This is a genomic window from Roseobacter sinensis, from assembly GCF_025755255.1.
Lineage (GTDB): Bacteria > Pseudomonadota > Alphaproteobacteria > Rhodobacterales > Rhodobacteraceae > Roseobacter > Roseobacter sinensis.
Window position 1 is genome coordinate 1 of sequence record NZ_JALIEB010000031.1, and the last position, 26548, is coordinate 26548.

General features: G+C 64.4%; 29 protein-coding genes. 7 read left to right on the forward strand and 22 right to left on the reverse strand.

Annotation, left to right across the window (positions count from 1 at the left end):
* Positions 1-156 precede the first annotated feature (156 nt).
* Positions 157-861 (reverse strand): SDR family oxidoreductase, encoded by a 705-nt coding sequence (locus MUB52_RS22405; RefSeq protein WP_263846384.1) that lies wholly within the window; start codon positions 859-861, stop codon positions 157-159.
* Between the two features lie 100 nt (positions 862-961).
* On the opposite strand from MUB52_RS22405, the gene MUB52_RS22410 reads away from it, so the two are divergent.
* Positions 962-1864: a LysR substrate-binding domain-containing protein gene (locus MUB52_RS22410; RefSeq protein WP_263846385.1), complete on the forward strand. Its 903-nt coding sequence runs from the start codon at positions 962-964 to the stop codon at positions 1862-1864.
* Here the strand turns inward: MUB52_RS22410 and MUB52_RS22415 are convergent.
* The 5 genes from MUB52_RS22415 to MUB52_RS22435 are packed head-to-tail and all read right to left on the reverse strand — an operon-like array spanning position 1750 to position 8218.
* Complete coding sequence (locus tag MUB52_RS22415; RefSeq protein WP_263846386.1) at positions 1750-2442, reverse strand: AMP-binding protein; 693 nt, start codon at positions 2440-2442, stop codon at positions 1750-1752. The genes MUB52_RS22410 and MUB52_RS22415 overlap by 115 nt on opposite strands.
* Positions 2443-2460: 18 nt before the next feature.
* On the reverse strand, positions 2461-3204 hold the full coding sequence (locus MUB52_RS22420; protein WP_263846387.1) for an SDR family NAD(P)-dependent oxidoreductase: 744 nt from the start codon (positions 3202-3204) through the stop codon (positions 2461-2463).
* Position 3205: 1 nt separating this feature from the next.
* Positions 3206-4855, reverse strand: a complete 1650-nt coding sequence (locus tag MUB52_RS22425) for a hydantoinase B/oxoprolinase family protein (RefSeq protein ID WP_263846388.1) — start codon at positions 4853-4855, stop codon at positions 3206-3208.
* Positions 4852-6939: a hydantoinase/oxoprolinase family protein gene (locus MUB52_RS22430; protein WP_263846389.1), complete on the reverse strand. Its 2088-nt coding sequence runs from the start codon at positions 6937-6939 to the stop codon at positions 4852-4854. The genes MUB52_RS22425 and MUB52_RS22430 overlap by 4 nt, the downstream gene beginning before the upstream one ends.
* 4 nt (positions 6940-6943) lie before the next feature.
* On the reverse strand, positions 6944-8218 hold the full coding sequence (locus tag MUB52_RS22435; protein WP_263846390.1) for an NAD(P)/FAD-dependent oxidoreductase: 1275 nt from the start codon (positions 8216-8218) through the stop codon (positions 6944-6946).
* A 117-nt stretch (positions 8219-8335) separates the two neighbouring features.
* Between MUB52_RS22435 and MUB52_RS22440 the strand changes: the two genes are divergently transcribed.
* On the forward strand, positions 8336-8737 hold the full coding sequence (locus tag MUB52_RS22440; RefSeq protein WP_263846391.1) for a rhodanese-like domain-containing protein: 402 nt from the start codon (positions 8336-8338) through the stop codon (positions 8735-8737).
* Here MUB52_RS22440 and MUB52_RS22445 read toward each other — a convergent pair whose 3' ends face one another.
* Positions 8738-9532, reverse strand: a complete 795-nt coding sequence (locus MUB52_RS22445; RefSeq protein ID WP_318527459.1) for an IclR family transcriptional regulator — start codon at positions 9530-9532, stop codon at positions 8738-8740.
* Positions 9529-11856 (reverse strand): molybdopterin-dependent oxidoreductase, encoded by a 2328-nt coding sequence (locus MUB52_RS22450; protein ID WP_263846392.1) that lies wholly within the window; start codon positions 11854-11856, stop codon positions 9529-9531. The genes MUB52_RS22445 and MUB52_RS22450 overlap by 4 nt, the downstream gene beginning before the upstream one ends.
* A 172-nt stretch (positions 11857-12028) precedes the next feature.
* On the opposite strand from MUB52_RS22450, the gene MUB52_RS22455 reads away from it, so the two are divergent.
* A complete protein-coding gene (locus MUB52_RS22455; protein WP_263846393.1) occupies positions 12029-12277 on the forward strand; it encodes a PLP-dependent transferase in 249 nt (82 codons plus the stop codon).
* 99 nt (positions 12278-12376) lie between these two features.
* Here the strand turns inward: MUB52_RS22455 and MUB52_RS22460 are convergent, their stop codons facing one another.
* From MUB52_RS22460 to MUB52_RS22495, 8 genes are all read right to left on the reverse strand, one after another.
* Positions 12377-12769, reverse strand: a complete 393-nt coding sequence (locus MUB52_RS22460) for a type 2 periplasmic-binding domain-containing protein (protein WP_404818267.1) — start codon at positions 12767-12769, stop codon at positions 12377-12379.
* Between the two features lie 105 nt (positions 12770-12874).
* A complete protein-coding gene (locus tag MUB52_RS22465; RefSeq protein WP_263846394.1) occupies positions 12875-13471 on the reverse strand; it encodes an ABC transporter ATP-binding protein in 597 nt (198 codons plus the stop codon).
* A complete protein-coding gene (locus MUB52_RS22470; RefSeq protein ID WP_263846395.1) occupies positions 13468-14217 on the reverse strand; it encodes an ABC transporter permease in 750 nt (249 codons plus the stop codon). Before MUB52_RS22470 ends, MUB52_RS22465 begins: the two co-directional genes overlap by 4 nt.
* Positions 14218-14226: 9 nt before the next feature.
* Positions 14227-15192, reverse strand: coding sequence for an ABC transporter substrate-binding protein (locus MUB52_RS22475; protein ID WP_263846396.1), 966 nt, complete (start codon positions 15190-15192; stop codon positions 14227-14229).
* A gap of 21 nt (positions 15193-15213) precedes the next feature.
* Positions 15214-15465 carry a PepSY domain-containing protein gene (locus MUB52_RS22480; protein WP_263846397.1) on the reverse strand — a complete coding sequence of 84 codons (252 nt, stop codon included), beginning with the start codon at positions 15463-15465 and terminating at the stop codon, positions 15214-15216.
* 17 nt (positions 15466-15482) lie between these two features.
* Positions 15483-15920, reverse strand: coding sequence for a cupredoxin domain-containing protein (locus tag MUB52_RS22485; RefSeq protein ID WP_263846398.1), 438 nt, complete (start codon positions 15918-15920; stop codon positions 15483-15485).
* A 32-nt stretch (positions 15921-15952) separates the two neighbouring features.
* Positions 15953-16924, reverse strand: a complete 972-nt coding sequence (locus MUB52_RS22490; protein WP_263846399.1) for a YVTN family beta-propeller repeat protein — start codon at positions 16922-16924, stop codon at positions 15953-15955.
* Positions 16925-16937: 13 nt separating this feature from the next.
* Positions 16938-18125, reverse strand: a complete 1188-nt coding sequence (locus tag MUB52_RS22495) for an ABC transporter substrate-binding protein (RefSeq protein ID WP_404818268.1) — start codon at positions 18123-18125, stop codon at positions 16938-16940.
* Between the two features lie 149 nt (positions 18126-18274).
* Between MUB52_RS22495 and MUB52_RS22500 the strand changes: the two genes are divergently transcribed.
* The 4 genes from MUB52_RS22500 to MUB52_RS22515 are packed head-to-tail and all read left to right on the forward strand — an operon-like array spanning position 18275 to position 21036.
* A complete protein-coding gene (locus MUB52_RS22500) occupies positions 18275-18757 on the forward strand; it encodes a DUF3280 domain-containing protein (RefSeq protein WP_263846400.1) in 483 nt (160 codons plus the stop codon).
* Positions 18757-19302, forward strand: coding sequence for an SRPBCC family protein (locus MUB52_RS22505; RefSeq protein ID WP_263846401.1), 546 nt, complete (start codon positions 18757-18759; stop codon positions 19300-19302). Before MUB52_RS22500 ends, MUB52_RS22505 begins: the two co-directional genes overlap by 1 nt.
* Entirely contained in the window at positions 19286-20227 is a 942-nt protein-coding gene (locus MUB52_RS22510) for a YncE family protein (RefSeq protein WP_263846402.1), read from the forward strand. The genes MUB52_RS22505 and MUB52_RS22510 overlap by 17 nt, the downstream gene beginning before the upstream one ends.
* Positions 20224-21036 (forward strand): quinoprotein dehydrogenase-associated SoxYZ-like carrier, encoded by an 813-nt coding sequence (locus tag MUB52_RS22515; protein WP_263846403.1) that lies wholly within the window; start codon positions 20224-20226, stop codon positions 21034-21036. Before MUB52_RS22510 ends, MUB52_RS22515 begins: the two co-directional genes overlap by 4 nt.
* A gap of 235 nt (positions 21037-21271) precedes the next feature.
* Here MUB52_RS22515 and MUB52_RS22520 read toward each other — a convergent pair whose 3' ends face one another.
* From MUB52_RS22520 to fghA, 6 genes are all read right to left on the reverse strand, one after another.
* Complete coding sequence (locus MUB52_RS22520; RefSeq protein ID WP_404818269.1) at positions 21272-21826, reverse strand: PQQ-dependent catabolism-associated CXXCW motif protein; 555 nt, start codon at positions 21824-21826, stop codon at positions 21272-21274.
* Positions 21823-22668: a substrate-binding domain-containing protein gene (locus tag MUB52_RS22525; protein ID WP_263846404.1), complete on the reverse strand. Its 846-nt coding sequence runs from the start codon at positions 22666-22668 to the stop codon at positions 21823-21825. The genes MUB52_RS22520 and MUB52_RS22525 overlap by 4 nt, the downstream gene beginning before the upstream one ends.
* Positions 22652-23161, reverse strand: a complete 510-nt coding sequence (locus tag MUB52_RS22530) for a c-type cytochrome, methanol metabolism-related (protein WP_263846405.1) — start codon at positions 23159-23161, stop codon at positions 22652-22654. Before MUB52_RS22530 ends, MUB52_RS22525 begins: the two co-directional genes overlap by 17 nt.
* Before the next feature lie 114 nt (positions 23162-23275).
* Complete coding sequence (locus MUB52_RS22535) at positions 23276-25078, reverse strand: methanol/ethanol family PQQ-dependent dehydrogenase (RefSeq protein ID WP_263846406.1); 1803 nt, start codon at positions 25076-25078, stop codon at positions 23276-23278.
* Between the two features lie 126 nt (positions 25079-25204).
* Positions 25205-25606, reverse strand: coding sequence for a c-type cytochrome (locus MUB52_RS22540; protein ID WP_263846407.1), 402 nt, complete (start codon positions 25604-25606; stop codon positions 25205-25207).
* 38 nt (positions 25607-25644) lie between these two features.
* Positions 25645-26469, reverse strand: a complete 825-nt coding sequence (gene fghA / locus MUB52_RS22545) for an S-formylglutathione hydrolase (RefSeq protein WP_263846408.1) — start codon at positions 26467-26469, stop codon at positions 25645-25647.
* Between the last annotated feature and the right edge of the window lie 79 nt (positions 26470-26548).

Consider the following 26548-nt stretch of genomic DNA (forward strand, 5'->3'; position numbering starts at 1 on the left):
ACAGCGTCCCATTCATAAGCCTCCGTGCAACGTTCTGTTTTGATACAGAATTTGCACTTCGGATGTGAATCCACCCGTAGCGCATATACTACTCGGATAATTAGGGTTATGCTAAGAAATGAGATGGTCGCTCTGACGCGGCGAGCGACAGGGAGATCAGACCGCACGCGTGAGTCCGCCGTCGACGCGCAGGTTCTGGCCGGTGATGTAGGCACCGCCCTCCGAGGCGAGAAGGGAAATCACCGCAGAGACCTCGTCGGCCCGGCCATACCGCCCCATCGGGATGCGGGCCTTTCGATCCTCTGTCTCCGGCAGGCTGTCGATGAAACCGGGCAGGATGTTGTTCATGCGGATGTTGTCTGCTGCGTATTTGTCGGAGAAGAGCTTGCAGAATGCCGCGAGACCGGCGCGGAAAACGCCGGACGTCGGGAATAGCGGATCGGGTTCGAAGGCCGCGAAGGTCGAGATATTGACGATCGCGCCGCCGCCATGCTGCTGCATAATCGGTGTGACCAGGCGCGTAGGCCGCACCGCATTCATCAGATAGACCTCCATGCCCATGTGCCAATCGTCGTCGCTGATCTCCAGCACCGGGCCTTTCGGGCCGTGTCCCGCTGAATTGACCAGTACGTCGATGCGGCCCCAACGGTCCTGCGCTCCCTGAACGAGGGCTGAGATGTCTTCTGCGTTCAGGTTCGATCCTGTCACCCCGAAGCCACCAAGCTCGGTCGCGAGCGCAGCACCCTTTCCCGAGGAAGACAGGATGCCCAGCTTGAACCCATCCGCTGCGAGCCTGCGCGCGGCATCTGCACCCATGCCGCTGCCGCCGGCTGTCACCAGTGCAACTTTATCTACAGACATGCAGTCCTCCATCGTCTCTCTGACAAGCAATTTAGGGCCTGAACTTGGGCGGATCGCGCGAGAATTGATATCAAGTGGCAATAGAAATACTATCGGCAGAATGGCAGTGCTTCCCCCTCTCAATGGGCTTCGCGCCTTCGACGTGGCTGGACGCCGGCTGAGCTTCCGGGCCGCCGCGGACGAGCTGGGGGTGACGCAGGGGGCAGTCGCGCAACAGGTGCGGCAACTCGAGGCGCATCTCGGCGTCACGCTGTTTGACAGGCTGCCGAAAGGGCTGGCGCTGACGGCAGTCGGCCGCAGCTACCACGTCCGGATCGAACAGGCATTTTCGGAGCTCCGTCTTGCAACCGCCCAGTTGAAGCCGGAACCGGGGAAGGTCCTGATCAGCGTGACCCCCACCTTTGCCTCGAAATGGCTGATTCCAAACCTTCCGGACTTTTCGGAGCGGCACGCCGATGTCGACCTTCGGATCTTGGCGACCGAGCGCGTGTCAAGTTTTCACAGCGACGGGATCGATCTGGCCGTCCGGCAAGGCGCGCCGCCCTTCGGTGCGGCTCTGGACGCGATGCTCTTGTTCAAGCAGGACGTGATTGCGGTGGCGGCCCCTGCGCTGGTGAAGGGCGTTGTGCGTCCGATCCCGCCGAATCTGCTGGCGCAGCTACCGAAGATCCACGACACGCACGATCTTTGGCCCAAGGTCCTCGCCGAGGCGGGTGTGACCGATGAGAGCAGCCGCGCCCTCCGGCTCAGCCAGACGACGCTTGCGGTGGATGCTGCCATTTCCGGGCAGGGTGCAGCACTGGTCAGCCGGTTTCTCGTCGCAAACGATTTGAGCGCCGGTCACCTCGTGGCGTTGGGGCCGTCGACTGCGACCGGCGCGCATGACTTCTACCTGCTGTCGCGGCGCAAGGCGCCGAGCAACGCTGCCGTGGACCGGGTTGTGTCCTGGTTGAAATCGACGGCCGCGCGAACGGAGCCGGTCGGGGGCCCGGCGCAGTTGTAGGAATGGCCCGCGACCCAGCCCACATCAGAGGCAGCCCAGAATGCCTCGCCCGGTTGCAGCTCGCCGTGATGCGCCATCGTCCATTTCGGCGCGACCGTACGCCCGCCGGTGTCCCGTACCACGCCTTTGGGTTGGCCCGTGGTGCCGGAGGTGTAGAGGATGTGGAGCGGATCAGTCGCCGCGACCGGCACACAGTCCGTCTCTTGGCCCGCATCCCATGCGGCATCGACCCGCTGTGCGTCGTCGTGATCGCGCCCGGCGGTGAGCGCGCAGGTCTGCGCGTCCCGTTGCAGGATTAGGCAGGCCGCAGGCTTGACGGCGGCAATCTCGAAGGCCTCGTTCAGCAGGGGTTTGCAGGCCACGACGCGCCCAGGTTCGATCCGGCAGGACGCGGAGATGAGGACCGCGCGTGCTGCGTCATCGATGCGCGTCGCCCCGTCGACCCAGCGGCCGTAGACGCCGAGGTCGGGAGTGAAGACGGAGGTCGCCGGCGTGATCCGGTCGATCCCTCGTGCGGCCTCTTGCCGGAAACCGACCGGATCGGCCCGCCACCGCGCATAGCTCTCTTCATATCCCAACGAAGTGCCCAGCCGCCCTCAGCAGGTGTAGTTCAGACCGAGGCGCCCGCCATCCACATAGACGGTTTCGCCCGTGATGTAGCTGGCCTTCTTGGAGCAGAGGAAAGCCACCACATCGCCGATTTCCCGCGCGGTACCGGGGCGGCCCAGCGGCGTACGGGACATGGCGATCTTGAAGGCTTCGGGGTTCGCGTTCACGCCAGCCATCATTTCGGTGTCGATGGAGCCTGGACCCACCGCGTTCACCCGGATGTTGTGTTTGGCAAGGGCGAGGGCTGCGACCTTCGTCAGCTGCATCACACCGCCCTTCGAGGCGCAATAGGCCGGGATCGCGGGGATCGCCACCTGTGCGTTGATCGAGGACATGTTCACGATGGCCCCGTCGATGCCCTTGTCGACCATCGTGCGCGCCGCCCGTTGCGTGGCCACGAAGACCCCGCGCAGGTTCACGCCCAGCACCCTGTCGAAAGTCTCCAGATCATAGGTCAGGAAGTCGCCGGGCATCGCGATGCCGGCGTTATTCACCAGCGCCGAGACGGGCCCATGCTCGGCCTCGATGGTGTCGAAGAGCGCGGTGATCGCAGCACCATCGCCGAAATCGCAGATATAGCCCGCGCCGCCCAGTTTGGCGGCCGCCTCGGTCACGCTCTCCTTGATGTCGGCGAGGACGACCTTGAAGCCGTCCTCGACCAGGGCTTCGGCGCAGGCGAGCCCGATGCCCTGGGCCGCGCCGGAGATGAGTGCGATGGGTGTGTCCGTCATGTCAGATATCCTGTCCGTAGTCTTCTTTTGCCTGATCTTCGGTGATCAGCCCGGCGTCGAGGTCGGCGGCCACCTCGGCCGCGTCGCGCTCGGACGGCGGGCCATAGCCGCCCCCGCCCGGCAGGCTGAGCCGCAAGCGCTGGCCGTTCCGGATCAGCTGGCGGCCCTTTGACCGTAGCGGCGTTCCGTCGGCAAGCTCAACCCGTCCCTTACGACCCGGCTGCCCGCCGTCGCGGCCGCGTGCGGGGTGCTCCACCCGGTCGAACATGGCGTTGAAGTAGAAATCATAGCCGTCGCGCGCCTCGATCTCGATGATCTGGCCGAGGCCGCCGCGCTGCCTGCCTGCGCCACCCGAGCCTTGCCGCAGATCCTTGCGCCAGACGGTGATCGGCCCGACCTGCTCCGTCGCCTCGACGCTCATGGTCGAGACGCCCGAGGGGAAGGCCGTGGCCGAGAGCCCGTCAAGCCCGGGCCGCGCGCCGGTGCCGCCGGAGTTGAACATGAGCACTTCACGGTCGGGCAGCCCGCTTGCGGGATCGCTCGCGCGCGAGGAGATCTGGATGTTCCACAGCGCCGAGGCGCCCTCGGCCGGCACCGTCTCGGGCAGCGCCTTGTGCAGCGCGCCCAGCACCACGTCGGGCACCAGATGCCCCATCACGTGCCGCACTGAGACCGGCGCGGGGCGCTTTGCTGCCAGAATGCAGCCCTCGGGCGCGGTGATGCGGAAGAGCTCGAGCGAGCCGGTGTTGTTGGGCACCTGCGGGGCGATGGCGCATTTCAGCCCGTAGCAGGCATAGGCGCGGGTGTAGACCTCGGGGCAGTTCACGCCGAAGCGGCTCATGCCGCTCGTGCCCGCGACGTCGGCCAGGAGCGTATCACCGTCGATATCAAGCCGCACGGCCATGTGAACCGGCTCTTCATACCCATCGACCTGCATCTGATGCGCATAGCTGCCGTTGGGCACCGCAGCGATGGCCGCGTGGGTCGCCTTGCGGCTGGTCTCGATGATGAAATCCGACAGCCCGTCGATGTCATCGACCCCGAACTCATCCATCATCGCCTGCAGCCGTCGCTCCCCTGCTTCATTGCAGGCGGCCAGCGAGTAGATGTCGCCCACGGTCTGGTCAGGCGTGCGCACATTGGCGCGGATCAGGCGCAGCAGGTTCTTGGACACCTGCCCGCGTTCGGCGAATTTCATGATCGGGATCAGCAGGCCTTCTTCGTAGACCTCATTGCCGTCCGGGCCAAAGCCGCGCCCGCCGATGTCGACCACATGCGCGGTGCAGGCGAAGTAACCGATGTGCATGCCCTTGCGAAATACCGGAGAGACAATGGTGATGTCATGCAGATGCCCGGTGCCGAGCCAGGGGTCGTTGGTGATCAGCACATCGCCTTGATACATCTCCTGCGCGCCGATCTCGGCCACGAAATGGGTCACGCTCTCGGCCATGGCGTTCACGTGACCCGGCGTGCCGGTCACTGCCTGCGCAATCATCCGGCCCTGCCGGTCGAAGAGTCCCGCCGACAGATCGCCCGCCTCGCGCACCGAGGTCGAAAAGGCGGTGCGAATGAGCGTTGTCGCCTGTTCCTCGACCACCGCGATCAGTCGGTTCCACATGATCTGGAAGTCGATGCTGCTGGGTGTGGTCACGCTGCGCCCTCCTTGCGGGTCAGACGCAGGCTGCCGTCACCCTGCCCGGTCACGCGATAGGCCGAGGTCACTATGGTGGTGGTTTCCTGCTCGACGATCACGGCAGGTCCTTCGACGCTGATGCCGGGGGTCAGCGTCTCGCGTGCAACCTCCTGCGCCTCGACCATGCCGCGCTTGGCGGCGTCGAAGAATTGCCGCGTGCGGATCGGCTCCGCGGCCGTGCCCCTGTCGTGGCGGGTGGCGGTCGGCACCTCGGGCAGAACCGTCGCCACGACCAGCGACCAGTTCGTGATTTCGCAGGCGAGCCCGTCAATCGTGCGGCCGAAGAGCGTGCGATAGGTGTCTTCAAAGGCCGTGAGGATCATCTCGGCATCGCCCTCGGCAAACACCTTATGCTCCAAAGGCACCGGGATTTCCCATCCCTGCCCGGAATAGCGCATGAAGGCGGTGAGCTGCGTCCGGGTCTCGGCGCCGGCTGCCCCGGCGCGCACAAAGGCGCTGGCCTCCTCCTCCAGCTCGGCCAACATCGCATTCACCGCGTCGGCATCGAACTCCGCCAGCCGCTGGAACATCCCGCGCGTGGCCTCGTAGCTGAAGGGGGCCTTGAGGAATCCAATCGCCGAGCCGACACCTGCGCCGGGCGGGATCAGCAGCTCGCGGATGCCGAGCTTCTCGCAGAGGCGGCAGGCGTGCAGCGGCGCACCACCGCCAAAGCCGATCATCGTGAAATGCTCGATGTCGCGGCCATTCTCGACCGTATGGACACGGGCGGCGTTGGCCATGTTCTCATCGACCATTTCGGTGACGCCAAAGGCTGCGTCCTGCGTGCCAAGGCCGGTGCGGTCCGTCAGCCGCGTGGCGACAGCCTTCTCCGACAGATCAGGCGAGAGAGGGATCGCGCCACCGGCGAAATTCTCGGGGTCCAGGCGGCCCAGCAGCAGGTTGCTGTCGGTCACCGTCGGCTCTTCGCCGCCGCGCTGGTAGCAGGCCGGGCCAGGCTCGGAGCCGGCGGATTTGGGGCCGACTTGAATGCGTCCCATGGCGTCAATCGTGGCAATCGACCCACCGCCTGCCCCGATCTCGACCATCTCGACCACGGGCGTCGAGACGGTCATGCCGGAGCCTTTCTTGAACCGGTAGGTGCGTGCCACCTCGAAGGTGTTCGCCGTCTTCGGGCTGCCCTCTTCGATCAGGCAAATCTTCGCTGTCGTGCCGCCCATGTCGAAGCTCAATACCTTGTCGAGCCCATGGGCGCGGGCGAAATCCGCGGCATAGATCGCGCCGCCCGCCGGCCCCGATTCCAGCAGGCGGACGGGCTGTTCCGCCGCCGTCTCGACCGAGATCAGCCCGCCACCGGAATGCAGCATGAAGACCGGTGCGACGACACCCGCCTCGCGCAGGCGGGCCACGAGACGCCCCAGATAGTTCGCCACCCGCGGCTGCACATAGGCGTTGGCGATGACGGTGTTGAACCGCGGCAGCTCGCGCATCTGCGGCGAGATCACCGAGGACATCGAGACCGGCAGATCGGGGGCAATCGCGCGCAATGCCTCGGCCATCTGCACCTCATGCGCATCGTTGGCATAGGCGTGCATGAGGCCGATGGCAACGGCCTCGTAGCCGCCTTCGACGACCCGCTGCGCCATCTCGGCGACCTCAGCCGGGTCGAGCGGCCGCAGCACTTCACCCGCCGGCCCCAAGCGTTCGTTCAGCGTCAGCCGGTCGCGGCGCGGCACCAGGGGCACCGGCAGGGTGAGGTTCAGATCGTACTGCTCGAACCGGTTCTCCGAGCGCATCTCGATCACGTCGCGAAAGCCTTCGGTGGTGATGAAGGCCAGTTTCGCCCCGCGCCGCTCGATCAGCGCATTTGTGACCAGCGTCGTGCCATGGATCACCTGCGCGATGGCCAAGAGCGGCACGCGGGCCTGCGCCGCCGCCTGGGCGATGCCGTCGAGGATCGCCTGCTCCGGCTGGTCGTAGTTGGTCAGCACCTTGCAGGTGGCAAGACCGCTGGAATGCGCAAGGGCCACGTCTGTGAACGTACCGCCGATATCGACGCCGACGCGGAGGTCTGCTTGGGTCATGGGCTCAGAGACTTCTCAGGACTTGATTGGCGGTGAAGGCGGCCTGGTAGAGCCGCGACACGATCGGGGCCGAGGGCACGGTTGTCACATCGGTGATCGGCAACGGCAGGTCCGATGGGTCCGCGCCGGTGAGCAGCCCGGCGATGGCTTCTCCGAACAGCGTGCCGGTTGTGATCCCGCGGCCGTTGTAGCCGATGGCGGTGTAGAGCCCCTCATCGAGGTTGTAGATGCGCGGCAGGTGATCCGGTGTCATCGCGATCTGCCCGTGCCACGCGTCTTCGAAGGTCACGGGCCCCAGCTCGGGGAAAAGCCGGGCGAGCTGCTTGCGGGCCCAGCGGTGCGACAGGCCCTGCCCAAGCGCGCCCATGACCTTGCCCATGGAGCCGATCACCAGCCGGTCGGACATGTCGCGGCGCAGCGAGAACATGATCTGCCCCGTGTCCCAGAGCCCCTGCCGCTCGGGCAGGATATGCGCCACGCGGTCACCCAGGGGCGCGGTTGCGAGCTGGAAATAGTGGATCGGGGTGAAGACGCGCTTGAGGTTCGGCCAGAGCGTGTCGGTGTAGGCATTGGTGCCCAGCACGACGTATCTCGCGCGGAGCTGTGCCTTGTCCGTCTCGACGACCCATCCGCTCTGGTCCTTGCGCAGGCGGTTCGCGCGCACGCCGGTGCTGATCTCGGCCCCTGCGCCGCGGGCGGCGCGCGCCAGACCGCGGCAATAGCCCATCGGATTGATGGTGCCAGCGCGCTCGTCGAGAAGCCCGCCGAAAAACGCCGTGGTGCCCACCTTCTCGGCCATCTCATCGCGATCGAGCAGGTGCACCGGCGCGCCCAGCCGGTGCCATTCGTCGAAGCGCGACTTGAGGTCCGCATAACCCGAGGGCGCATGGGCCGCATGGAGCGTTCCGGTCTTGGTGACCTCGCACCGGATCTGGTGTTTCTCGATCAGAGAAAACACCGTACCGGGCCCGTCGCCAAAGCGCTGGATGAACCGCGGGCCATAAGTGTCGCCCAACTTCTCGCGCACCTTGGCGGGCGGATGCCAGACGCCTGCATTCACCAGCCCCACATTGCGGCCCGATCCGCCAAAGCCGATATGATTGGCCTCGAGCACATGGGCGCTCAGCCCGTTTTCGGCGCAGTGCAAGGCGGTTGACAGGCCGGTGAAACCAGCCCCAACAATAGCCACATCGGTGGTGGCGTCGCCGGTCATGGGATTGGTGTAGTCTTCCTCGGCCGAGGAGACATCCCAAAGGGACACGGCAGCATCTCTTTTCATTGCCTCCCCTTTTTCCCTGCGACCGCGACCTGATGTGGACCACCCCGGAGGATAGTTGCACCAACGATCTTGTTGTGTCAACATACGAAATAATTGTTCTATATAACGGCACAAATCATGAAAAAGCTCAAGACCTCCTCTGCAGATATGGTGGCCGCGGCCCGCGCCCGGATCGAAGAGATCGAAACCGCCGATCTGATCGCGATGGTGGAGGACCCCGATGTGGTCATCGTCGACATCCGCGATATCCGGGAACGGCAGCGCACCGGTGCGATTCCCGGCTCGGTCCATGCGCCGCGCGGGATGATCGAGTTCTGGGTCGATCCGGACAGCCCCTATCACAAGGAGGTCTTTGCGCAGGAAGGCAAGAAATACGTCTTTCACTGCGCCTCCGGATGGCGATCGGCGCTGACCGTGGCGACCTTGCAGGACATGGGTTTCGAGGCGGCCCACCTCAAGGAAGGTTTCTCCACCTGGGCTGAGAAGGGCGGCCCGGTCGAGCCGGTCGAGAAGACCTGATCAGGTGCGGCCGACCTTGGCCGAAATGCTCTGCGCGGCATGGGCAACCAGCGAGCCGAGCCAATCGGCCCCCTTCTGCGGCATGTTCACGTCCGGCAAGGACACGCCAAGCGCCGCAATTGCCTCCCCCGTGGGCAAGGTGATCGCGGCACCGAAGCTCAGAATGCGCTCGCGAAACTCGCCACGGTCATAGGCAAAGCCGCGGCGCAGGGTTTCTTCCACATCGGCGTCCAGGTCCGCCAGATTGGTCAGGGACAGATCCGTGTGACGGGTCAGCTGGCCGCTGACCTGGGGGCGCAGCGCCGCGTAGTTCTGCGCGAGGATCGCCTTGCCGGTGCCGACGCAGTGCAAGGGCGCGCTGCCGCCGATCGGGTTCCAGGACCGGATCGGTTTGGGACTGTCCAGCTTGTCGATATAGACCACCTGCAGGTTTTCCGGCACAGCCAGATAGATCGCCTCGCCGGTTTCCTGGCTCAGATGCTTCATCTCGGGCGCGGCCAGCTCGCGCAGGTTCAGATTGTCGAGCAGCGCCCGCCCCACCTGCCACGTCTTGAGCGTGGCGGCATAGGTCTTGTCCGGGTTGTGTTTGACATAGCCGAGGGCCGTCAGAGATTGCAGCAGCCGGAAGGTGTTCGATTTGGTCAGATCCAGCGATTTCGCCAACTCGGTCACCCCCATGCTGGAGTTCGAGCCGGCAAGCTTTTCGAGGATGGACAGCCCCTTCGCGAGCGTTGAATCAACCTTTGGTTCTTTCGGCGCCGTAATCGGTTCGTCCTCCCCTTCGGTTGCCCTTATGCACCAGCTTGCTGCGCGGAGGAAAGAGGGGGTGGGTCATGCACGGTGATCTCGGGCAGCGTGCCCTCGAACCGTCTGATAGAGATGCGCGCGGAATGGGCAGCGGGTGATTGCGACAGCGAGGATGTCCGCAGATCATGGGTGAGCGCGTTCGGGTTCCCATGCCGGTCGCGGCCCTGCGGCGCATCGAAGTCCGGGTCCCACCAGGCACCTGTCCAGAGAAATACACAGCCTTGGCGGATCTCATCGGTCACCCGCGCGCCGGCGAGGCAGCGCCCCCGGCTGTTGTAAAGCTCCACCACGTCGCCATCGGCGATCCCCAGCGCAGCGGCATCGTCGGGGTGGATAAGCACCGGCTCCCGCCCCTCAATCTTGTGGCTGAGGCTGTAAGCGCCGTTGTCGAGCTGGCTGTGCAGCCGGGTCTTGGGCTGGCCGGAGAGCAAGTAGAAGTCGCCCTCGCCCGCCTCCAGATCGCGCGGCGGAAACCAGGCTGCATGGCCCGGGCAGTCCGGCAGATCGAACGAGGCGATCCGGTCGGAGAACAGCTCGATCCGCCCGCTCGGCGTTGGCAGCGGGTGGGCCACGGGATCCGCGCGGAACTCCGCCAGGAAGACCTGCTCCGGCGACGGGTCCGGCAAGGTGACGATATCGCCGGCCATGAAGGCCTCCCACGTGGGCAGGGATTGCCCGTGGGCCGCGGCCGTCTCGCGGGTCTGATCCCAGATCGCGCGCAACCAGTCCTCCGATGTCCGACCTTCGGAGAAGGCCTCGCCGCAGAGCATCCGGCTGGCCAGGTCGCAGTAGATGTCATACTCGACCCGCGCCTCGCCCGGCGGCGCTGTGAGCGGGTGCATCGGCACAAGGGCGTTGTCCGATTTGCCGGCGCCGAAGTCGCGCCGCTCCTGCGCTGCCGCGACGGGCAACACGATATCCGCATGGCGCGCGGCTGCCGTCCAGTTGATGTCGTTCACGATCACGGTCTCGGGCGTCTGGAAGGCGCGGTGCAGGCGCATCAGATCCTGGTGGTGGTGAAAGGGGTTGCCGCCCGCCCACCAGACGAGCCGCGCGTCGGGCAGGCGCCGGGTTTCGCCGCGATAGGTATAGTCTCCGCCCGGGCGCAGCAGCATCTCCGAGATCATGGCGACCGGGATGATGTCGTCGACCGGGTTGCGCCCCTGCGGCAGCGTGCCCCACCGGAACAGCCGCTCGATATTGCCGATGTTGGCGTTGACACCGTAGCCCACGGTATAGCCGCCGCCCGGCAGCCCGATCTGCCCCAGCATCGCGGCCAGCGTGACCGCCATCCAGAGCGGCTGTTCGCCATAGTCGGTGCGCTGCACACCTGCCGCGACAGAGATCATGCAACGCCCGGCCGCCATCCGCCGGGCAAGGTCCCGAATGCGCTCTGCACTCAGACCGGTTTTCTCGGCGGCCCACTCGGCAGTCTTGGGCACGCCGTCGGCCGCACCGGTCAGATAGGCTTCGAACCGGTCGAAGCCGGTGGTGTAGCGGTCCAGAAATCCGCGGTCGTGCAGGCCCTCGCTGTGAAGCACATGCGCCAGGCCCAGCATCAATGCGGTATCCGATCCGGGATGTGCGGGCAGCCAATCGGCCCCAAGCGCCTCGCCCGCGTCTGACCGCAGCGGGCTGATGTTCACGAATTTGACGCCCGCCTCTGCGCAGGCTTTGAAATTGTCGGCCATGCGGTGCCGGGCGACACCGCCATCGCTCACTTGCGTGTTGCGCAGCGCAATGCCTCCGAACATGACCACGAGATCGCTGTGCCGCGCGATCACAGGCCACCGCGTTGCCTGCGCCACATGCGCCCGGAAGGGTCCCACGATATAGGGCATCATCACCAACGCGGCGTTGTAGCTGTAGTTGCCTTCCGACCGGACAAAGCCACCGATGCAGTTGAGGAAGCGTTTCAGCTGGCTTTGCGCGTGGTGGAAGCGCCCGGCACTCGACCAGCCATAGCTGCCCGCGAAGATGCCGTCGTTGCCGTGAACCTCGCGGACGCGGGTCAGCTCTTGCGCGACAAGATCGAGCGCGCGATCCCAACTTACCTCGACAAAACTGTCCCGCCCGCGGGCGACCGCGCGCGGTCTGCCCTCCAGCCAGCTCTCGCGGATCGCGGGCCGCAGAATGCGGGCCCGGCCCGCGAGGCTGCCGGCGATGTTCTTGTTGATGGGGGAGCCGTGCGGATCGTCCGGATGTGCCACGACGGCGCGGATCTGCCCGTTCGCCACCTGGGCGAGACCGACCCCCCAGTGATTTGCCGTGAGCTTTCGTTCTCCGACCACCGTTGCGCTACCTTCCGCCATCGTTCTGCTATAGAGAACAAATATGCTGAATGTTGATACATTTGAAGAGCAATGTCACAAGCGAGTCAACTCTCTGGATCTGTCTCATGCCATGAAAAGACATTCCCGTCGCGGATCGTCTTGTGCAAGCGGGCCGTCCGGCAAGATTTGACGGCCGACAGGTAGGTCCGAGTTGGACTGGACAATCGTCTTCGATACGCTCCAGGCCTTCGAGGCCGCGCGGTGCGCCCGGTATGAGACCGGCACGCCCTATTGCGGGCGCTATGGCAAAGCGGCGACGGCAGAGCTGGAGCATATGCTCGCCGCATTGCACCATGCGCATGGGGTCAGGCTGACGTCATCCGGCGTGGCGGTCATCCCCTTGGCGCTGCTGACCTTCGTCCGGCCCGGCAGCCATCTTCTCGTTGCGGGTCATGTCTAAGGTATTCTGCGAGACCGTGCTGCGGAAAATCGGCGTCCGGATCCGCTATTTCGACCCGATGATCGGGGCCGAGAATGCCGGCCCGATCACCAATGCCACCTAGGCGGCAATGTTCGAAGCGCAGGGTCCGGGACATTCGAGGTGCCAAGTATTCCCGCGATCTCGGTGGCGCGCGGCACCGCGAGGTTCGGGGCCCCGGCACGCGAAGGCGTCGCAGTGGTTCGCCACATAGGCCGCACGAAGCCCGGCTGCGCTCTCGCAGGAAACCATCGTCTGCTCGACGCGCAAGGTCGACAGGTAGTTTGCCGAGATGCGCTCTATGGTCGTTCCGGCCTCGACGCAGATGGTGCCGGCATCGAGATCCTTCGCGTCGGGGATCTCCAACGCGCCATGGACCATGAGCTGTGTGCCGCCGAAGACATAGGGTAGGCTGACCTGCAGCCCCAACTCGGTGTCGCGGCCCATAATCCAGCCGGTGGCCTTGATGATCATGTCGACATGGCCTGACTGCGGGCCGGGGAAACGCTGCGCCCACGACGGCGGGACGATCTGGTTGGCATTCGGATCGCGGAAGGTCGTGGCGGCAGCCGTCTCCGGTCAGGCCAGTCGCGCGCCATCGGCGCGTGCGTCAAGGCGCAGGATCCGGTCGGCCAGCCGGTCGGCCTCGCGCATGTCATGGGTCACGAAGAGCGTTGCGGGCCGGTGCCGCGCGATCAGCTCTTCGGTGAGGGTCAGCATCCGGTCCGCGGTGTCTTCATCGAGCGAGACAAAGGGTTCGTCCATGATCAGCAGATCCGGTGCACCAGCAAAGGCGCGCGCCAGCGACAACCGGCGCTGCTGGCCAAGCGACAGTTGCCGCGGGAAGAGATCGTCTTTTCCCTCCAGACCGCTCTGCGCGAGCATCTCGCGGGCCCGTTGCGGGCTCAGCTGTGGATGTGGCAGCAGGACGTTCTGCAAAACCGACCGCCAGGGCAGCAGCGTTGGCTCCTGAAAGACGAAGGCGAGGCTGTCGGGCCGCTCGATCCGGCCATCGAACGCGGCGTCGATGCCCGCGAGGATGCGCAGAAGCGTCGATTTCCCCACACCGGACGGCCCCACCAGGGCAAGCGTTTCACCCGGAGCGATCTCGAAGCGGATTGCCCCGAGAACAGGTATCCCGGCGAACCTCTTTGAGGTGATGTCGACCCGGATCACGCGTCTCTCCACCGCCGCGCATGGCGCTCGAAGGGCTGGAGAAGCAGCCATTCCACCAGCAGCATCACGCAGATGAATGAAAAGGCATAGACCAGCACCATCGCCACATCGAAAAGCTGGAAGTAGAGGTGGATCTGAAAGCCGATGCCCGAGGAGCGGCCCAGGAACTCGACCACAAGGACGATCTTCCAGATGACAGCCACGCCAGAGCGGGCGGCCGCCGCGATGAACGGGGCAAGCTGCGGGAAGATCACGTGCTGCATCTGGGCGCGCCACGACATTCTGTAGACCCGCGCCATCGCATCGAGGTCCGGGTCGAGCGCGCGGGCGCCTTCGCGAATGACCACGGCGACATTGGGCACCTTGTTCAGCGTCACAGCGGTGATCGCTGCGGCTTCGGTGAGCCCGATCCACAGGTAGCAGAGCACGATCAGCACCAGCGCGGGCAGGTTCAGAAAGACCACGAGCCAGGGATCGAGCCAGGCGTTGGTCCGCGCGGAGCGTCCCATGACAAGGCCCAGTATCGTGCCCAGCGTCATCGCAAGGCCGAACGCCCAGAGCACGCGGACGATCGTCGCGAAAAGATGGGTCCAGAGCTCGCCCGAGCTTGCCTCTTGCAGAAAGAGCGGCCCCAGTTGCCAGGGCTTTGGTAGGATCTGGATGTCGTCCGTCAGGACCGCCGCGACGACCCAGAGCGACAGAAGCCCGGCAAGCGACAGGAAGGGGATGAGCCGCGTGGCCTGCATCCGACGATGTTACTTCACATCGGCGAAAAGGCCAGCGGGGAGCGTTGTGGCGTCTCCGACCAGCTCAGGCCCTCCCAGATCGCTCATCAGGCGCAGCATCTCGCCCGCAGCGGCCTCGTCGACGGGCGCGCGCTCGGGGATGCCGGCGATCCAATCGGATCGAAGCTGGTCGAACTGCGCATCGGTTGCGGCATTCATGCGCGGGCGTATCGCGTCCCAAGCGTCGTCAGAGCTCGCGAGCATGTCCTTCGCGGCGCGGCTCGCCTCGAAGAAGCCCTGCGCCAGCTCTGGATGCTCGGCGAGGAAGCTTTCCTTCATGTAATAGCCCAGTAGCGGCGTGTTCGTATCCAGCCCAAGCGCTTCACCTGCCTCTTCCACAGAGATCAGCTGTCGCATACCGGCGGCCTTGTTCTTGGCCAGAAAGTGCCAGAAGTTGATGGCGCCTGCGTAGTTGTCGCCCATGGCGGATTTGAAGATCAGCGGAGGCGCGCCATAGACCTGTTCGGTCTCGGCCTTCAGATCCAACCCGTACTGCTGCTGCGCGTAGGCCCGCAGGATCAGCCAGGATTTGTCGAGCGGCCCGCCCGCAATCCCGATCTTGCCGCCCGCCAGATCGGCCAGCGTCTTTGCGGTGCTGCTCGCAGGGACGACGACGCCGCCCACGGCCTTGGAATAGGGAATGAACACGTAGTCCTTGCCCGCCGCGCGCTGCCGCGCCACCCAGATCCAGTCCGCCACGGCTATATCGGCCTCGCCGCCCTCTACCGCGATCCGGGTGCCGCTGTTGTCGGCAAAGGGCTGAACGTCGAGCACAAAGCCGTTGGCCCGGTCCAGCCCGTTTTCGGTGATCGTCGCGAGTTCCCAGTTCACCGTGCCGATCTTGAGCACGGCGGCCCGGATCACCGGCAGATCACTGGCGAACAGAGGTGCTGCCAGCATCCCAAAGATGGTACAGAAAACCGCGATCAGACGCATGGCGACCCCCTTTGACTGCCGCTATTCGGCGCGGCGGCTCACCTCGTTGAGGTCCTTGTCGAGCTTGATATCGAACTGGTTGCCCCCCTTGCAGATCACGTCGTCGAGGTCATAGCCGTCGTCTTCCACCTCGATATCATCCGGGTCCATCTGACATTCGATGGAGGCGAGCATCGCCTCGATTTTCTCGACGGTTTCGGCGTCCAGATGACCGTCCGCGAAGACGGGGCCAGAGATCAGTGCCGCGGCGGTCAGGGCAAAGAGATGTTTCATGGTGAGGCTCCCGTTGGTTATTGGATGGAAATGGTCATGGATTGCGTCTCTCCGGTCGAGCCGGGGATGCGTATGGTGTGGCTGCCCGGCTTGATCGCAATGAAGGACACTTCCGCGACCCCGGCTTTGTCGAACTCGATGCTGTCGATCGCCATCGGGCGGATTTCGATCTTGTTGATGACGATCTCGTTCATCCAGATCGCGCGGAAGAAGCTCGGGCCTTCAATCGCCAGTTCCGCCGAACCATCGGCGGTGATGACCAGCGTGTAGTAAGCGCCCGACTGCAACACCACGTCCTCGCCCAGCGGTTGCCCGGAGGCAAGCGTCAGCGGAATGTCCTCACCCCGGTTGCACTTGGCCAGCAGACCGGCGAAGCCCAGATCGTCGCACAGGGGGGCGGCGGCGATCGGGCTGCTCATCGTCGCAAGCGCCGCGGCTATCATCAGTTTCTTCATGCTCTGTCTCTCCGGTTGTCCGTTGGAATACGTCAGTCGATGGTCACAACGCCCCAAGGCTGTTGCCCCACCTGAATGGATTTGATCGCCTGCTCTTTCTCCACGTCGATCACGGTGATGTCGTTGGAGTTGCCATTGGTGGTCAGCAGGTATTTTTCATCCGGTGTGAAGTCGAGCTGCCAGACACGCTGCCCCACGAGGATGTAATCGAGCACTTCCAGGCTCTGCGCGTCGATCACTGCAACCCGGTTGGCAGGTCCCAGCGCCACGAAGAGCCGCGACCCATCGGCCGTGACCCGCGCGCCTACGGGCTGGAGCCATTCCGGCTGCACGCCCGCCACCTCGAAGCTGATCTTGCCGACCACCGTCGGGCTGCCGTCCTCGGCGATGTCCATCACCGACACCGTGCCGCCGATCTCCGAGGTCACGAAGAGCCGCGTGCCGTCCGCGGTGTAATGCGCGTAGCGCGGGCGCTGGTCGACAAGGATGTTGTGCTTGATCTTGTAGTCCTCGGTCGAAATGAAATGCGCCATGTTGGTGGTCTCGGAGGTGTTCACCACAAATTTGGCATCGGGGCTCATGCCCATGCCCTCGGGCTCCACCCCCACCGGCACTTCGGCCAGCACGGTGCGCGTTTCGGTGTCGACAACCGTCACCAGATTGTCGTCCTCGTTCGCGATGTAGAGCCGCTTGCCGGAGGGTTCGAGAATGAAGAGCTCCGGGTCCGGCCCCGAGGGCAGGCTCGGCAGCTCCTCGTAGGTGTTCGCATCGAAAACCCGCACCAGATTGTCGTCCGAGGCGCAAACATAGATGATGCTGCCGTCGGGGCTGGTGGTGATCCCGCGCGGGCGGTTGCCGGCAAAGAACTCCGTCTCGACCTCCCAGGTGTCGGTGTTGACCACGGTGATCGTGTTGCCGCGTTCGTTGGAGATGAAGGCCTTGCCCGCAGCCGCCGGAGTGGCAATGAGGGCCGCGAGTGCCGTCGAGAGTAAAAATGACTTCATTTCATGTCTCCGGTTAGTCAAAGGCGGTACAGCTCGATTCCGGCCGGTCGAGACCCATGGTGTCGAGCGGTGAGCTCTGGTGCAAAAAACCGTCCTGCGGGCTGACGCTGACTGTGATCACGCCGTCATAGAGCAGGATCGGCTGGCGCAGCTGCCCGTTCCAATCGCGGAAGGTGACCTTTTGGCCCTTGAAAGCCGCCAGTTCGAAGGCGTCCGAGATCGCATAGTCGCGCACCCCGTCCGGCTCGGCGGTATTGGCGCGGGTCACGGCTTCGCCGACGACGCGCAGCGCCAGCCAAACATTGTAATCCTCCGGCTTGGCGTAGCGCCCGGTCAGCGCTTCGAACCGGGTCTGGTATTGCGTGGCGCCATAAGCCTCATGCGCCCCGTGGAAGCTGGTCGGCACCAGCCCGCCCGAACCCATCACCGGACGCGGTGTCCAGAGGTGATAGCTGAGGTAGCGGGCGAAGTAATCGGTCTCATCCGCGGCAATGACCACGTGATGATCGTCGGTGTCCTGGGTGAAGGCGGGCAATTGCCGCTGCACCATCACATGGCCGGAATCCGTGCGGCGCGAGCCGCCCGTGTCCTCGAAGGTCCGGTCTTCGACGATCTCGGCGCCGAATTTGCGCGCGGCCTTGCGATACGCCTCGGCGAGTGCCACGTCGGCGGGGTTGGAGCCAGCGATCAGGAACCACTCCGTCCACTTCTTCCAGACGGCAAACTGGGCCACCGCATCCGCCTTCATCCCGTGCGAGGGCGCCGTGTGCAGCAGGTTGGCGCGACAGGCGTCGTCGCGCAGCGCCACATCCGGGGCCCGCGCATTGAAGACCAGCGCGCCGGCCTCCGCCGCCTGATCGGTGAGGCGCAGCAGATCCTCCATGCGCGCCTGGACCACCACCAGTCGAATTCCGTCCGCGAGGATCTGAGCCATCGCCGCATCGGCCTCCTCGGGCGGAACCGCGACCGTGCGCGTCTCGTAGGTGTGCCCGAGGAACCCTCCTGTCGTGCCGTTGTCCTCATCCGCAAGCGCCGCCCCGGCAAATCCCAGATCTTCGGGTGGCAGGTCATAGCGGCTGATCGGCAGGAGCGTCGGGTAGTCGACCCGCAGAACCGCCGCCTTGACGTCGATCGCCCAGGCGGATCCCGCAGTAACAATGATGGCAAGGGCCGCCACCAGCGACCTGTGCAGACGATGCACGTAAACCTCCCCTGCCCGGTCAATCTGCCGGGCCTCCCGTTTATCCCAGCCCGTCGCAATCCGCTGAACCGATACTTTTGGCCGGGTTGTGACAAAGAGCCTAGCAGCCGCACGATAAAGCACGATTCTTATTTTTTAAGAACAGGCACATGCGGTTGATCGTCCTTGCCCTGCTTGCCGCGACCAATGCTCACGCGCAGGAGCGCGTGGCCTTCTTCGGCCTGACCCTGCTCGATACATCGTTGCAAAGCAGTACGGCTGGCGAGAACACGGCCGAGCAGGACAGGCTTGCGATGCTGGAAGAGATGGTGGCCGCCCGCTTCGCCGAGGAAGGCTATGAACTCGTCGATATCGAGCCTGCACGGGCCGAGATCGGCCGCGTCGTGAATCTCGCCAAATGCTACGGCTGTGACACCCGCATCGCCGCGGGCCTGGGCGCGGACTATTCTCTGGTGGGCGAGGTGCAGAAGGTTTCGGACCTGATCCTCGCGATCAACCTGCAACTGCGCGCCGCCGAGACCGGCGAGATGGTCAAGGGCGCGGTGGTGGATATCCGCGGCAATACCGATGAAAGCTGGCAGCGCGGCATGCGCTACATCCTGAAGAACAGGCTTTTCACAGAGGAGGAATGATGAAAAAGCGTGTATTCCTAGCCGCTTGCGTCGCGGCTGCGATTGTCCCGGGGCTGGCGTCGGCGCACGGCCCGACCCGGCAGAAGATCACAGTGACCACGGACGTCGCCGCTGATCCGGCCGAGGTCTGGGCGGTCATCGGGAACTTCCAGGACATGTCTTGGCACCCGGCTGTGCATGAGACAACAGGCGAGAACGGCAACGAGATCGACGCCACGCGGGTGCTGACCCTCGGGGCCGCCGACGGGCCCACCATCTCCGAAATCCTATATAAGTTCAGCGCTGAGAAGATGAGCTATTCCTACCGCATCACAGATGTGAAGGTGGAGGTGCTCCCGGTCACGAATTACTCGTCACACCTGACCGTCATGCCGCGGGACGGCGGAGGGTCAGTCATCGAATGGCGCGGGGCGTTCTATCGTGGCTATCCCAACAACGACCCGCCGGAGGAGCTGAACGACCAAGCCGCGATTGCTGCCGTCAGCGGCGTCTATCAGGCCGGCCTTGACGCGCTGACCGAGCGATTTGGTGCGCCAGGGTCTTGAGCTTGCGGCCGCGCTGATCGTCGCGGCCACGCCGGGCCCGGCGCGAGACCTCGCCTTCGTGACCTGCCAGCCGGGGGACGCGCTCAGCGTGCTTGACATCGCGGCGGGTCAGGAGATCGCCCGATGGGCCGTCCCTGGCAAGCCCGCCGGGGTCGCTGTCTCGCCGCAGGCAGTCTTCACGGTGGCGGCCGACAGCAAGCAGGTGCGCCGGCACGCGCTGCCGTCGGGCGAACCGCGTGCGACCGTGACGCTCGACGGCGGCCCGATCGGCATCGCCCATGATGGGCCGCGCAGGCGTCTTTTTGTCTCTGACTGGTACAACGCGCGCATCTGGGTGCTTGACGACCAGACACTCCAGAGCACCGGCGAACTGATCGTTGGTGCAGCACCCGCCGGGCTCGCGCTGTCGGACGACGGGCGCTTTCTCGCCTCCGCAGACCGCGATGCCGACCAGGTCTCGATCTTTGATGCGTCAACCCTGGCCTTGCGGGCGCGCCTCGACGTGGGCACCCGGCCCTTCGGCTTGGGGTTTGCACCCGACGGGCGGCTCTTCGTTGGCAATGTCAGCAGCAACGACGTGACAGTCATCGACGCGATGGCGGGGCAGGTCATCGCCACCCTGCCGGTCGGCCAGCGGCCCTATGGCGTGGCTTTTGCTCAAGGACGCGCCTTCGTCACCAATCAATACGCCGACAGTCTCAGCGTCATCGACCTTGCCGGGCTCGAGCCACTGGCCACGCTCGACACGGGCGAGTACCCCGAAGGCATCGACACCACCGGCGATAGCACCCGCATCGCGGTGGCCAACTGGTTCGACAACACCGTCACTATTTTCGACGCCAAGACCCTTTCTGTGATAGAAGAGATCGAGACGTGCGACGGCCCCCGCGCCTTTGGCACGTTCTTGCTGGAGGAGAAGACATGAAATATCTGGCATTGGCGGCAGCACTGCTCTGTTGGACAAGCCTGCCTGCCGCAGCGAGCAACGAGGCCTGGGCGTCGGTCAAGGAACAGCTCTACGGCGATCGGGTGATGCTGAGCGGCGCGGGCATCATCGCCATCGACGCGCCCTATCGCACCTATGATGACGCGCGCACCGACCTCGCGGCGCAGATCGTGGCCCCGCCCGGTGCGCAGATCGCCAAGGTCACGGTGGTGCTCGATGAAAACCCGATGCCGGTCTCGGCGGTCTTCGATCTTCAGACGCCTCAGTCCGGGTTTTACTTCGACATCACCATGCGCGTGAACGGCCCCACGCCGATGCATGTGATCGCCGAGACCTCCGATGGCCGCCTCTTCGTCTCCGAAACCTTCGTCAAGACCTCCGGCCAGGGGGCCTGCGCCGCGCCGCCGGGCACCGATCCGGCACTGGCGCTGGCGACACTCGGCCAGATGAACATCGACGTGGTGGGCACGGTGCCCGGCGTGGAGAGCGGCAAGCTCACGAACCTTGCGTCGCGCCTCAGCCGCATGGACGTGGACATTTCGCACCCTTCGCATTCGGGCATGCAGATGGATCAGATCTCGCTGCTCTTCATCCCGATGCGCTATGTGGAAACGGTCGAGATCGACCTCGACGGGGCCGGCTTCGTGGACCTGACAGGCTCGATCTCGCTGTCGGAGAACCCGCGGCTCGGGCTCGCCGTTCCGCAAAGCACGCAGTCGGTGGATGTCACGATGACCGACACGGATGGAACCGTCACCCACGCCCATAAGGACTTGGCGGGGTTCTAGCGAAGCCGCATAGAGCGCCGAGGACATCGCCCGGCCTGGAGCGCGCGTGCAGTCTTTCGGCTTTTTAAGCCTGACCAAGAGATCAAGGCCGGTGCTTCTGACAGGCGTTCAAATCGCCCTCGGTTTGACGTGGAGGTCGGACGATGCGCGGCCTATGAGCCGGGTGGGGCATCGGAGGCGTGTTCTAAAATGAAGAAACCTCAACTCGACTGAAACGCCGAGAGATCCGCAAGGCTCAATTGGTCTGAGGCTGGCCTTCTTCGGGGGTCACCTTCTCCAGCGGATAGCCCCACAGCTGCCAGCCGTCTGTGCCTTCGGGCAACCAGTAGACGGAGGTATAGCCCCACTCCAGCGCCCGTTTGGCCGCGTTCCAGCTCATCCAGCAGTCCTCCAGACAGAAGATCACGACCGGGTGCGCCGGGTTCCCGCCGGTGGCCCTCTCCAGACCGGCCCTGAAATAGTCCGCAGTCACATCCGCGATAGCGCCGTAGCCCACATTCGGCAGCCAGATTGAACCCGGAATGGTATGGCGCGGCTTGTTGCGCCAGATGGTGCCCTTCGGCAGGTTAGCGGGCTTCGGTGGCTGCGGCATCACGTCGATGAAGGCCGCCTCGCCACCTGCCCAGAGCGCATGCGCCTCCTCGGGGCCAACAACCGTGCCGCCTTGCAGCGTCGCAGGCACCGGCGCGCGGTAGTGGTCCGTACGATAATCGGAGGGCTCCGGCACCGTCTGCGCGACGCTCGCCAGCGGCAACGCCAGAAGCGCCGCCGCCAGCCAAGCCCTGATCAATTGGAAATCTCCATCACCTCGGTGCCGAGATCGGTGACCAGCGGAACCCCCGCCTCCACCAGCAACGCATTGATCTCGTCCTGATTGCGCCGGATCAGCGAATTCAGCTGCCGTTGCCAGACCTTCTCGCCCTGCCGCACGCCCATGGTGATGCGGTAGAACAGCCGCGGCGGCAACTCTTCCTTGATCAGCGGGATGACCTTCAGCCCGGGGTAGTCCGCTTTGACCAACGGCCCGCCAAGCGGGCCCCAGAGGACGGCGGCATCGATCTCGCCCGCCTTCAGATCATCGAGCATGTCAATCGCCGGGCTTTCATGCCGCCGGTCCACCACGAGGTTGTAGCCCTTCGATTTTCCGATCAGCCCGTTGCGGGCGAGATGCGCCGCCGGCGGCGTGCCCGCGATGATGCCGACACGGCGATCCTTCAACACCGGATCGGTCAGCGTCTCGACCGCGGCCAGATCCCCCTCCTGCGGCACGATCAGCGTGTAGACGGAGGTGAAGTAGTGGTTGGTGTTCAGCACCAGCTCGTGGCCCTGGGCATAGCCCATCACCACGTCACAGCGCTTGGCGTTCAGCGTGTTGCGGATGAAGCCCGTCGCCATCGGGAACCAGGTGTACTGCACCGGCAGATCGAGCTTCGCAGCCACGAAATCGGCCAGCTTGTTCTCGAAGCCGCTTTCGTCCTCGGCCGACATGGGATAGTTCGCGGGGTCCGCACAGACACGAAAGGCGGTGTTAGACACCAGATCGGAGGTCTGTGCACCTGCGGACCCCGCGAGGGAGAACCCCAGGAAGAGGGGAACAGTCAGGTGCCGAAAGATCTTAGCCCATGCAGGCATCTTCATCCTCGCGGATCACGTCGGATTTGGCCTCTTTCTTGGCCGGCCGGCCGCGCGGCACAGCGTCGAGCCCGCGCGCTTTCAGATAGACGTAGATGTCATCAAGGTAGCACATCACGTTCTTATTCTCGCCAAAGTGTGGCATCACGGAGTTGCCGTTCTCGCGGCCGTTCACGACCACTTCGAAAAAGCCGTCGTAGCCAAGCGAGACGGCGGAGTTCTTCACCGCCGGCGCGTAAGTCGAGCCCTCGCCATCGGGGCCATGGCAAACATGGCATTCGGCGTGATAACGGCGGAAGCCCGAGAAGGTCAGCCAATCGACGGTGCCGTCCTCAGCCACGTTGAACGTGGGGATATCATCCGCGTTGAAGTAGCGGCCGTCTTCCTCGTAGGCCACTTCGTAGATCGCGGGGTCCACAGCGTCTTCGGCCATGGCCGGGACGGCAAAGCCGCCAGCCAGACAGAGCGCCAGGATGCAGTGTGTGGTTTTCATGTATCTCACCCATTGTATCTGGGGCCGCGTGTCGCTGTCGCCCGATTGTTTGTTGGACAGGCGCGACCCAAGACGAGGGCCGCGCCGATCGTTGGCTCAAGGCACCTGCCGCGATCAGTTCGGCAGGGCGAAGACGGTCAGCTGACCGCCAAGGGCTGTGTAGTCGCTCAGCGCTGCATAACCGCCGACCGCACCCAGACCATCGTTCGGGTTGGTCAGACCGGCCGCGAGGCCAATCCCGGCCCAACCGCCGACACCCGACAGGATGCCCACATACTGGCGCCCATCGGATTCGTAGGTCATCACGTTGCCGATGATGCCGGAGGGCGTCTTGAAGCGATAAAGCTCCTCACCCGTATCGGCGTGTACCGCCTTCAGGTGCCCTTCGAGCGTGCCGTAGAAGACGATGTCCCCCGCGGTGGCCAGAGCCCCGGACCAGACCGAGAACTTCTCGGGGATGGACCACTTGATCTCGCCGTTGATGTTGTCCCAGGCGATGAAGTTGCCCATGCCGCCATGGCTGTCAGGTGCCGGATACATCGACAGGGTCGCACCCACATAGGGCTGCCCCGCGGTGTAGCTCACCCGGAACGGTTCGTAATCCATGCAGACGTGGTTCGTCGGCACGTAGAACATTTCCGTCTTGGGTGAATAGGCAGCAGGCTGCTGGTCCTTGGTGCCGAGGGCCGCCGGACAGATGCCGGTGGTGTTCACGTCCTCGCCGTTCTGCGCGGTGGAATACTGCGCGACAACGGCCGGACGCCCGTAGGTCTCGGAGTTCGGATCCATATCGACACCGGTGGTCCAGTTCACCACGGGGTCGTACTTCTCGGCCACCAGCAGCTCACCCGACACGCGGTCCATGGTGTAGGCCAGACCGTTCCGGTCGAAGTGGGTGAGCAGCTTGCGCTCCTCGCCGTCGATCTCCTGCTCGGACAGGATCATCTCGTTCACACCGTCATAGTCCCACTCGTCATGCGGGGTCATCTGGTAGAACCACTTGGCCATGCCGGTGTCGATGTCACGTGCCATGACGGTCATGGACCAGCGGTTGTCACCGGGGCGCTGCGCGGGGTTCCAGGTCGAGGGGTTGCCCGTGCCGTAGTAGAACAGGTTCTCGTCCAGATCCGCCGAATACCAGCCCCAAGTGGTGCCGCCGCCGATCATCCACTGATCGCCTTCCCAGGTGTTGGTGCCTGAGTCCGCGCCGACCGGCGTTCCGAGGTGCGTGGTGTTTTCCGGATCAGCCAGGATGTCGCTGTCCGGACCCATGGAATAGGCGCGCCAGACCAGCTCACCCGTCGCCATGTCATATGCCGTTGTATGGCCGCGCACACCGAACTCACCGCCCGAGATGCCGACGATCACCTTGTCCTTGATCGGCAGCACGGTGGCTGTGTTGGTCTCGCCAATCGCCGGGTCACCGTTCTGGGCTTCCCATTCGACCGCACCGGTCTCTGCGTTCAGCGCAACCACCTTGGTGTCCGCCTGATGCAGGAAGATCTTGCCATCCGCATAGGCCACACCACGGTTCACCGTGTCACAGCACATCACCGGAATGACGTCCGGGTCCTGCTTGGGCTCATACTTCCAGATGATCTTGCCCTCGTTCTTGAGATCGAGCGCATAGACGATGTTGGGGAATGGCGTGTGTACGTACATCACATCGCCGATCACCAGCGGCGAGCCTTCATGGCCACGCAGCACGCCGGTCGAGAAGGTCCAGGCCACCTGCAGGTCGCCCACATTCTCCGCATTGATCTGATCCAGCTGCGAATAGCGCTGGTTCTTGTAGTCACCCGTCTGGATCGCCCATTGGCTGGAATTCTCCATCTGGGCAATGAGATCGTCATTTGCAAAGGCCATACTGGCGGCGCAAAGAGCGATCCCAGACGTGAAAAGCTTCAGCTTTTTCATCATAGTACCTCCCTGTGGTGCGGCGGGATTGCCGCGAGAATGACGCGTTGACCCGACATGGGGCCTGGCATCAGGTCTTTCCGGTGCGGCGGCTCTCTCCTTCCGCCGCACAGGAAATTCGTGGTCCTACGAGCCTTCCGCGGGAAAGCTCGCAAGATATGCAATCACGTTGGCACGGTCGTCCTCCTTGCGAAGACCGGCAAAGGACATCTTGGTGCCCTTCAGATAGCTGCGCGGCTTTTGCAGGAAGGCGTCGAGCTCTTCGGGCGTCCAGGCCTTGCCCTCGGCCGCCGCCTCCATCAGCGCATCGGAATAGGAGAAGCCCTCAACCGCACCGAACGCGCGATCCACGACGCCATTCAGCACCGGCCCCACCTTGTTCTCGGCGCCCTCGCCCACCGCGTGACAGGCCTTGCATTTGCGGAACACCTTTTCGCCGGCCTCCGCATCTCCCGTGACGTGCCCATCCGCGACGGCCATCGCGGGAAGCATCATCACACAGGCTGTCACCAAAAACCTCTTCACCATCTTTTGCCTTTCCTGGTTTGGGCGGGGCTCCCGCCCGGTCAATTCAAGCGCGCGGCGTGCCACCTGACGTGATCGCGCGCAAAGCTGTTCACGAAGAAGTACGAATGATCGTAGCCCTCCTGCATCCGCACCTGCCCCGGTTGGCGGCGACGCGCCATCGTGTCGGCCAGCGCCTCGGGCTTCAGCAGGTCGAGGAACTGATCGCGCGAGCCCTGATCGACCAGCATATCGCTCTTCCAGCCGTGCTCCTCAAGTAGCAGGGTCGCATCGTGCTCGGCCCAGCTGCTTTCGTCGTCGCCCAGATAGGCACTGAGCTGTTTACGGCCCCAGTCCGACTTCGTGGGGTTGGTGATCGGCGCGAAGGCCGACAGCGAGTCGAACAGCCCAGCATTGCGGATCGCGATGGTGATCGCACCATGCCCGCCCATCGAATGACCCGTGATGCCATGACGATCGCGCACCGGCAGGTTGTCCATCACGATCGAACGCAACTCGCTGACGACATAGTCGTACATCCGATAGTTGTTCTTCCACGGGTTGCGCGTGGCGTTGACGTAAAAGCCAGCACCCTGACCGAGGTCATAGGCCTCATCGTCGCTAACCCCCTCGCCCCGCGGCGAGGTATCGGGAAAGATCACTGCCAACCCGTGCTCCGCGGCATGTTCCTGAAACCCGCCCTTGGTCATCGCGTTCTCATGAGTGCAGGTCAGCCCGCTGAGATACCAAAGAACCGGAACCGGCTCGTTATTTGCCTGCGGCGGCAGGTAAGCCGCAAAGGTCATCTCGCAGCCGCAGGTGTTGGACGGGTGCCTGTAAACCAGCTGGCGCCCCCCGAAACTGCGGTTTTCCGAGACCAGCTCCATCCCCTCAGAACTCCACGACGGCGCGGATGGATTTGCCTTCGTGCATCAGCTCGAAGCCGTGGTTGATCTCGTCGAGCGT

What these genes read in the sequence shown, in the direction of transcription:
- MUB52_RS22405 (WP_263846384.1), bottom strand. Translation starts at nt 861, where the DNA reads ATGTCTGTAGATAAAGTTGCACTGGTGACAGCCGGCGGCAGCGGCATG.
- MUB52_RS22410 (WP_263846385.1), top strand. Translation starts at nt 962, where the DNA reads ATGGCAGTGCTTCCCCCTCTCAATGGGCTTCGCGCCTTCGACGTGGCT.
- MUB52_RS22420 (WP_263846387.1), bottom strand. Translation starts at nt 3,204, where the DNA reads ATGACGGACACACCCATCGCACTCATCTCCGGCGCGGCCCAGGGCATC.
- MUB52_RS22430 (WP_263846389.1), bottom strand. Translation starts at nt 6,939, where the DNA reads ATGACCCAAGCAGACCTCCGCGTCGGCGTCGATATCGGCGGTACGTTC.
- MUB52_RS22435 (WP_263846390.1), bottom strand. Translation starts at nt 8,218, where the DNA reads ATGAAAAGAGATGCTGCCGTGTCCCTTTGGGATGTCTCCTCGGCCGAG.
- MUB52_RS22440 (WP_263846391.1), top strand. Translation starts at nt 8,336, where the DNA reads ATGAAAAAGCTCAAGACCTCCTCTGCAGATATGGTGGCCGCGGCCCGC.
- MUB52_RS22450 (WP_263846392.1), bottom strand. Translation starts at nt 11,856, where the DNA reads ATGGCGGAAGGTAGCGCAACGGTGGTCGGAGAACGAAAGCTCACGGCA.
- MUB52_RS22460 (WP_404818267.1), bottom strand. Translation starts at nt 12,769, where the DNA reads ATGATCATCAAGGCCACCGGCTGGATTATGGGCCGCGACACCGAGTTG.
- MUB52_RS22470 (WP_263846395.1), bottom strand. Translation starts at nt 14,217, where the DNA reads ATGCAGGCCACGCGGCTCATCCCCTTCCTGTCGCTTGCCGGGCTTCTG.
- MUB52_RS22475 (WP_263846396.1), bottom strand. Translation starts at nt 15,192, where the DNA reads ATGCGTCTGATCGCGGTTTTCTGTACCATCTTTGGGATGCTGGCAGCA.
- MUB52_RS22480 (WP_263846397.1), bottom strand. Translation starts at nt 15,465, where the DNA reads ATGAAACATCTCTTTGCCCTGACCGCCGCGGCACTGATCTCTGGCCCC.
- MUB52_RS22485 (WP_263846398.1), bottom strand. Translation starts at nt 15,920, where the DNA reads ATGAAGAAACTGATGATAGCCGCGGCGCTTGCGACGATGAGCAGCCCG.
- MUB52_RS22490 (WP_263846399.1), bottom strand. Translation starts at nt 16,924, where the DNA reads ATGAAGTCATTTTTACTCTCGACGGCACTCGCGGCCCTCATTGCCACT.
- MUB52_RS22500 (WP_263846400.1), top strand. Translation starts at nt 18,275, where the DNA reads ATGCGGTTGATCGTCCTTGCCCTGCTTGCCGCGACCAATGCTCACGCG.
- MUB52_RS22505 (WP_263846401.1), top strand. Translation starts at nt 18,757, where the DNA reads ATGAAAAAGCGTGTATTCCTAGCCGCTTGCGTCGCGGCTGCGATTGTC.
- MUB52_RS22515 (WP_263846403.1), top strand. Translation starts at nt 20,224, where the DNA reads ATGAAATATCTGGCATTGGCGGCAGCACTGCTCTGTTGGACAAGCCTG.
- MUB52_RS22525 (WP_263846404.1), bottom strand. Translation starts at nt 22,668, where the DNA reads ATGCCTGCATGGGCTAAGATCTTTCGGCACCTGACTGTTCCCCTCTTC.
- MUB52_RS22530 (WP_263846405.1), bottom strand. Translation starts at nt 23,161, where the DNA reads ATGAAAACCACACACTGCATCCTGGCGCTCTGTCTGGCTGGCGGCTTT.
- MUB52_RS22535 (WP_263846406.1), bottom strand. Translation starts at nt 25,078, where the DNA reads ATGAAAAAGCTGAAGCTTTTCACGTCTGGGATCGCTCTTTGCGCCGCC.
- MUB52_RS22540 (WP_263846407.1), bottom strand. Translation starts at nt 25,606, where the DNA reads ATGGTGAAGAGGTTTTTGGTGACAGCCTGTGTGATGATGCTTCCCGCG.
- fghA (WP_263846408.1), bottom strand. Translation starts at nt 26,469, where the DNA reads ATGGAGCTGGTCTCGGAAAACCGCAGTTTCGGGGGGCGCCAGCTGGTT.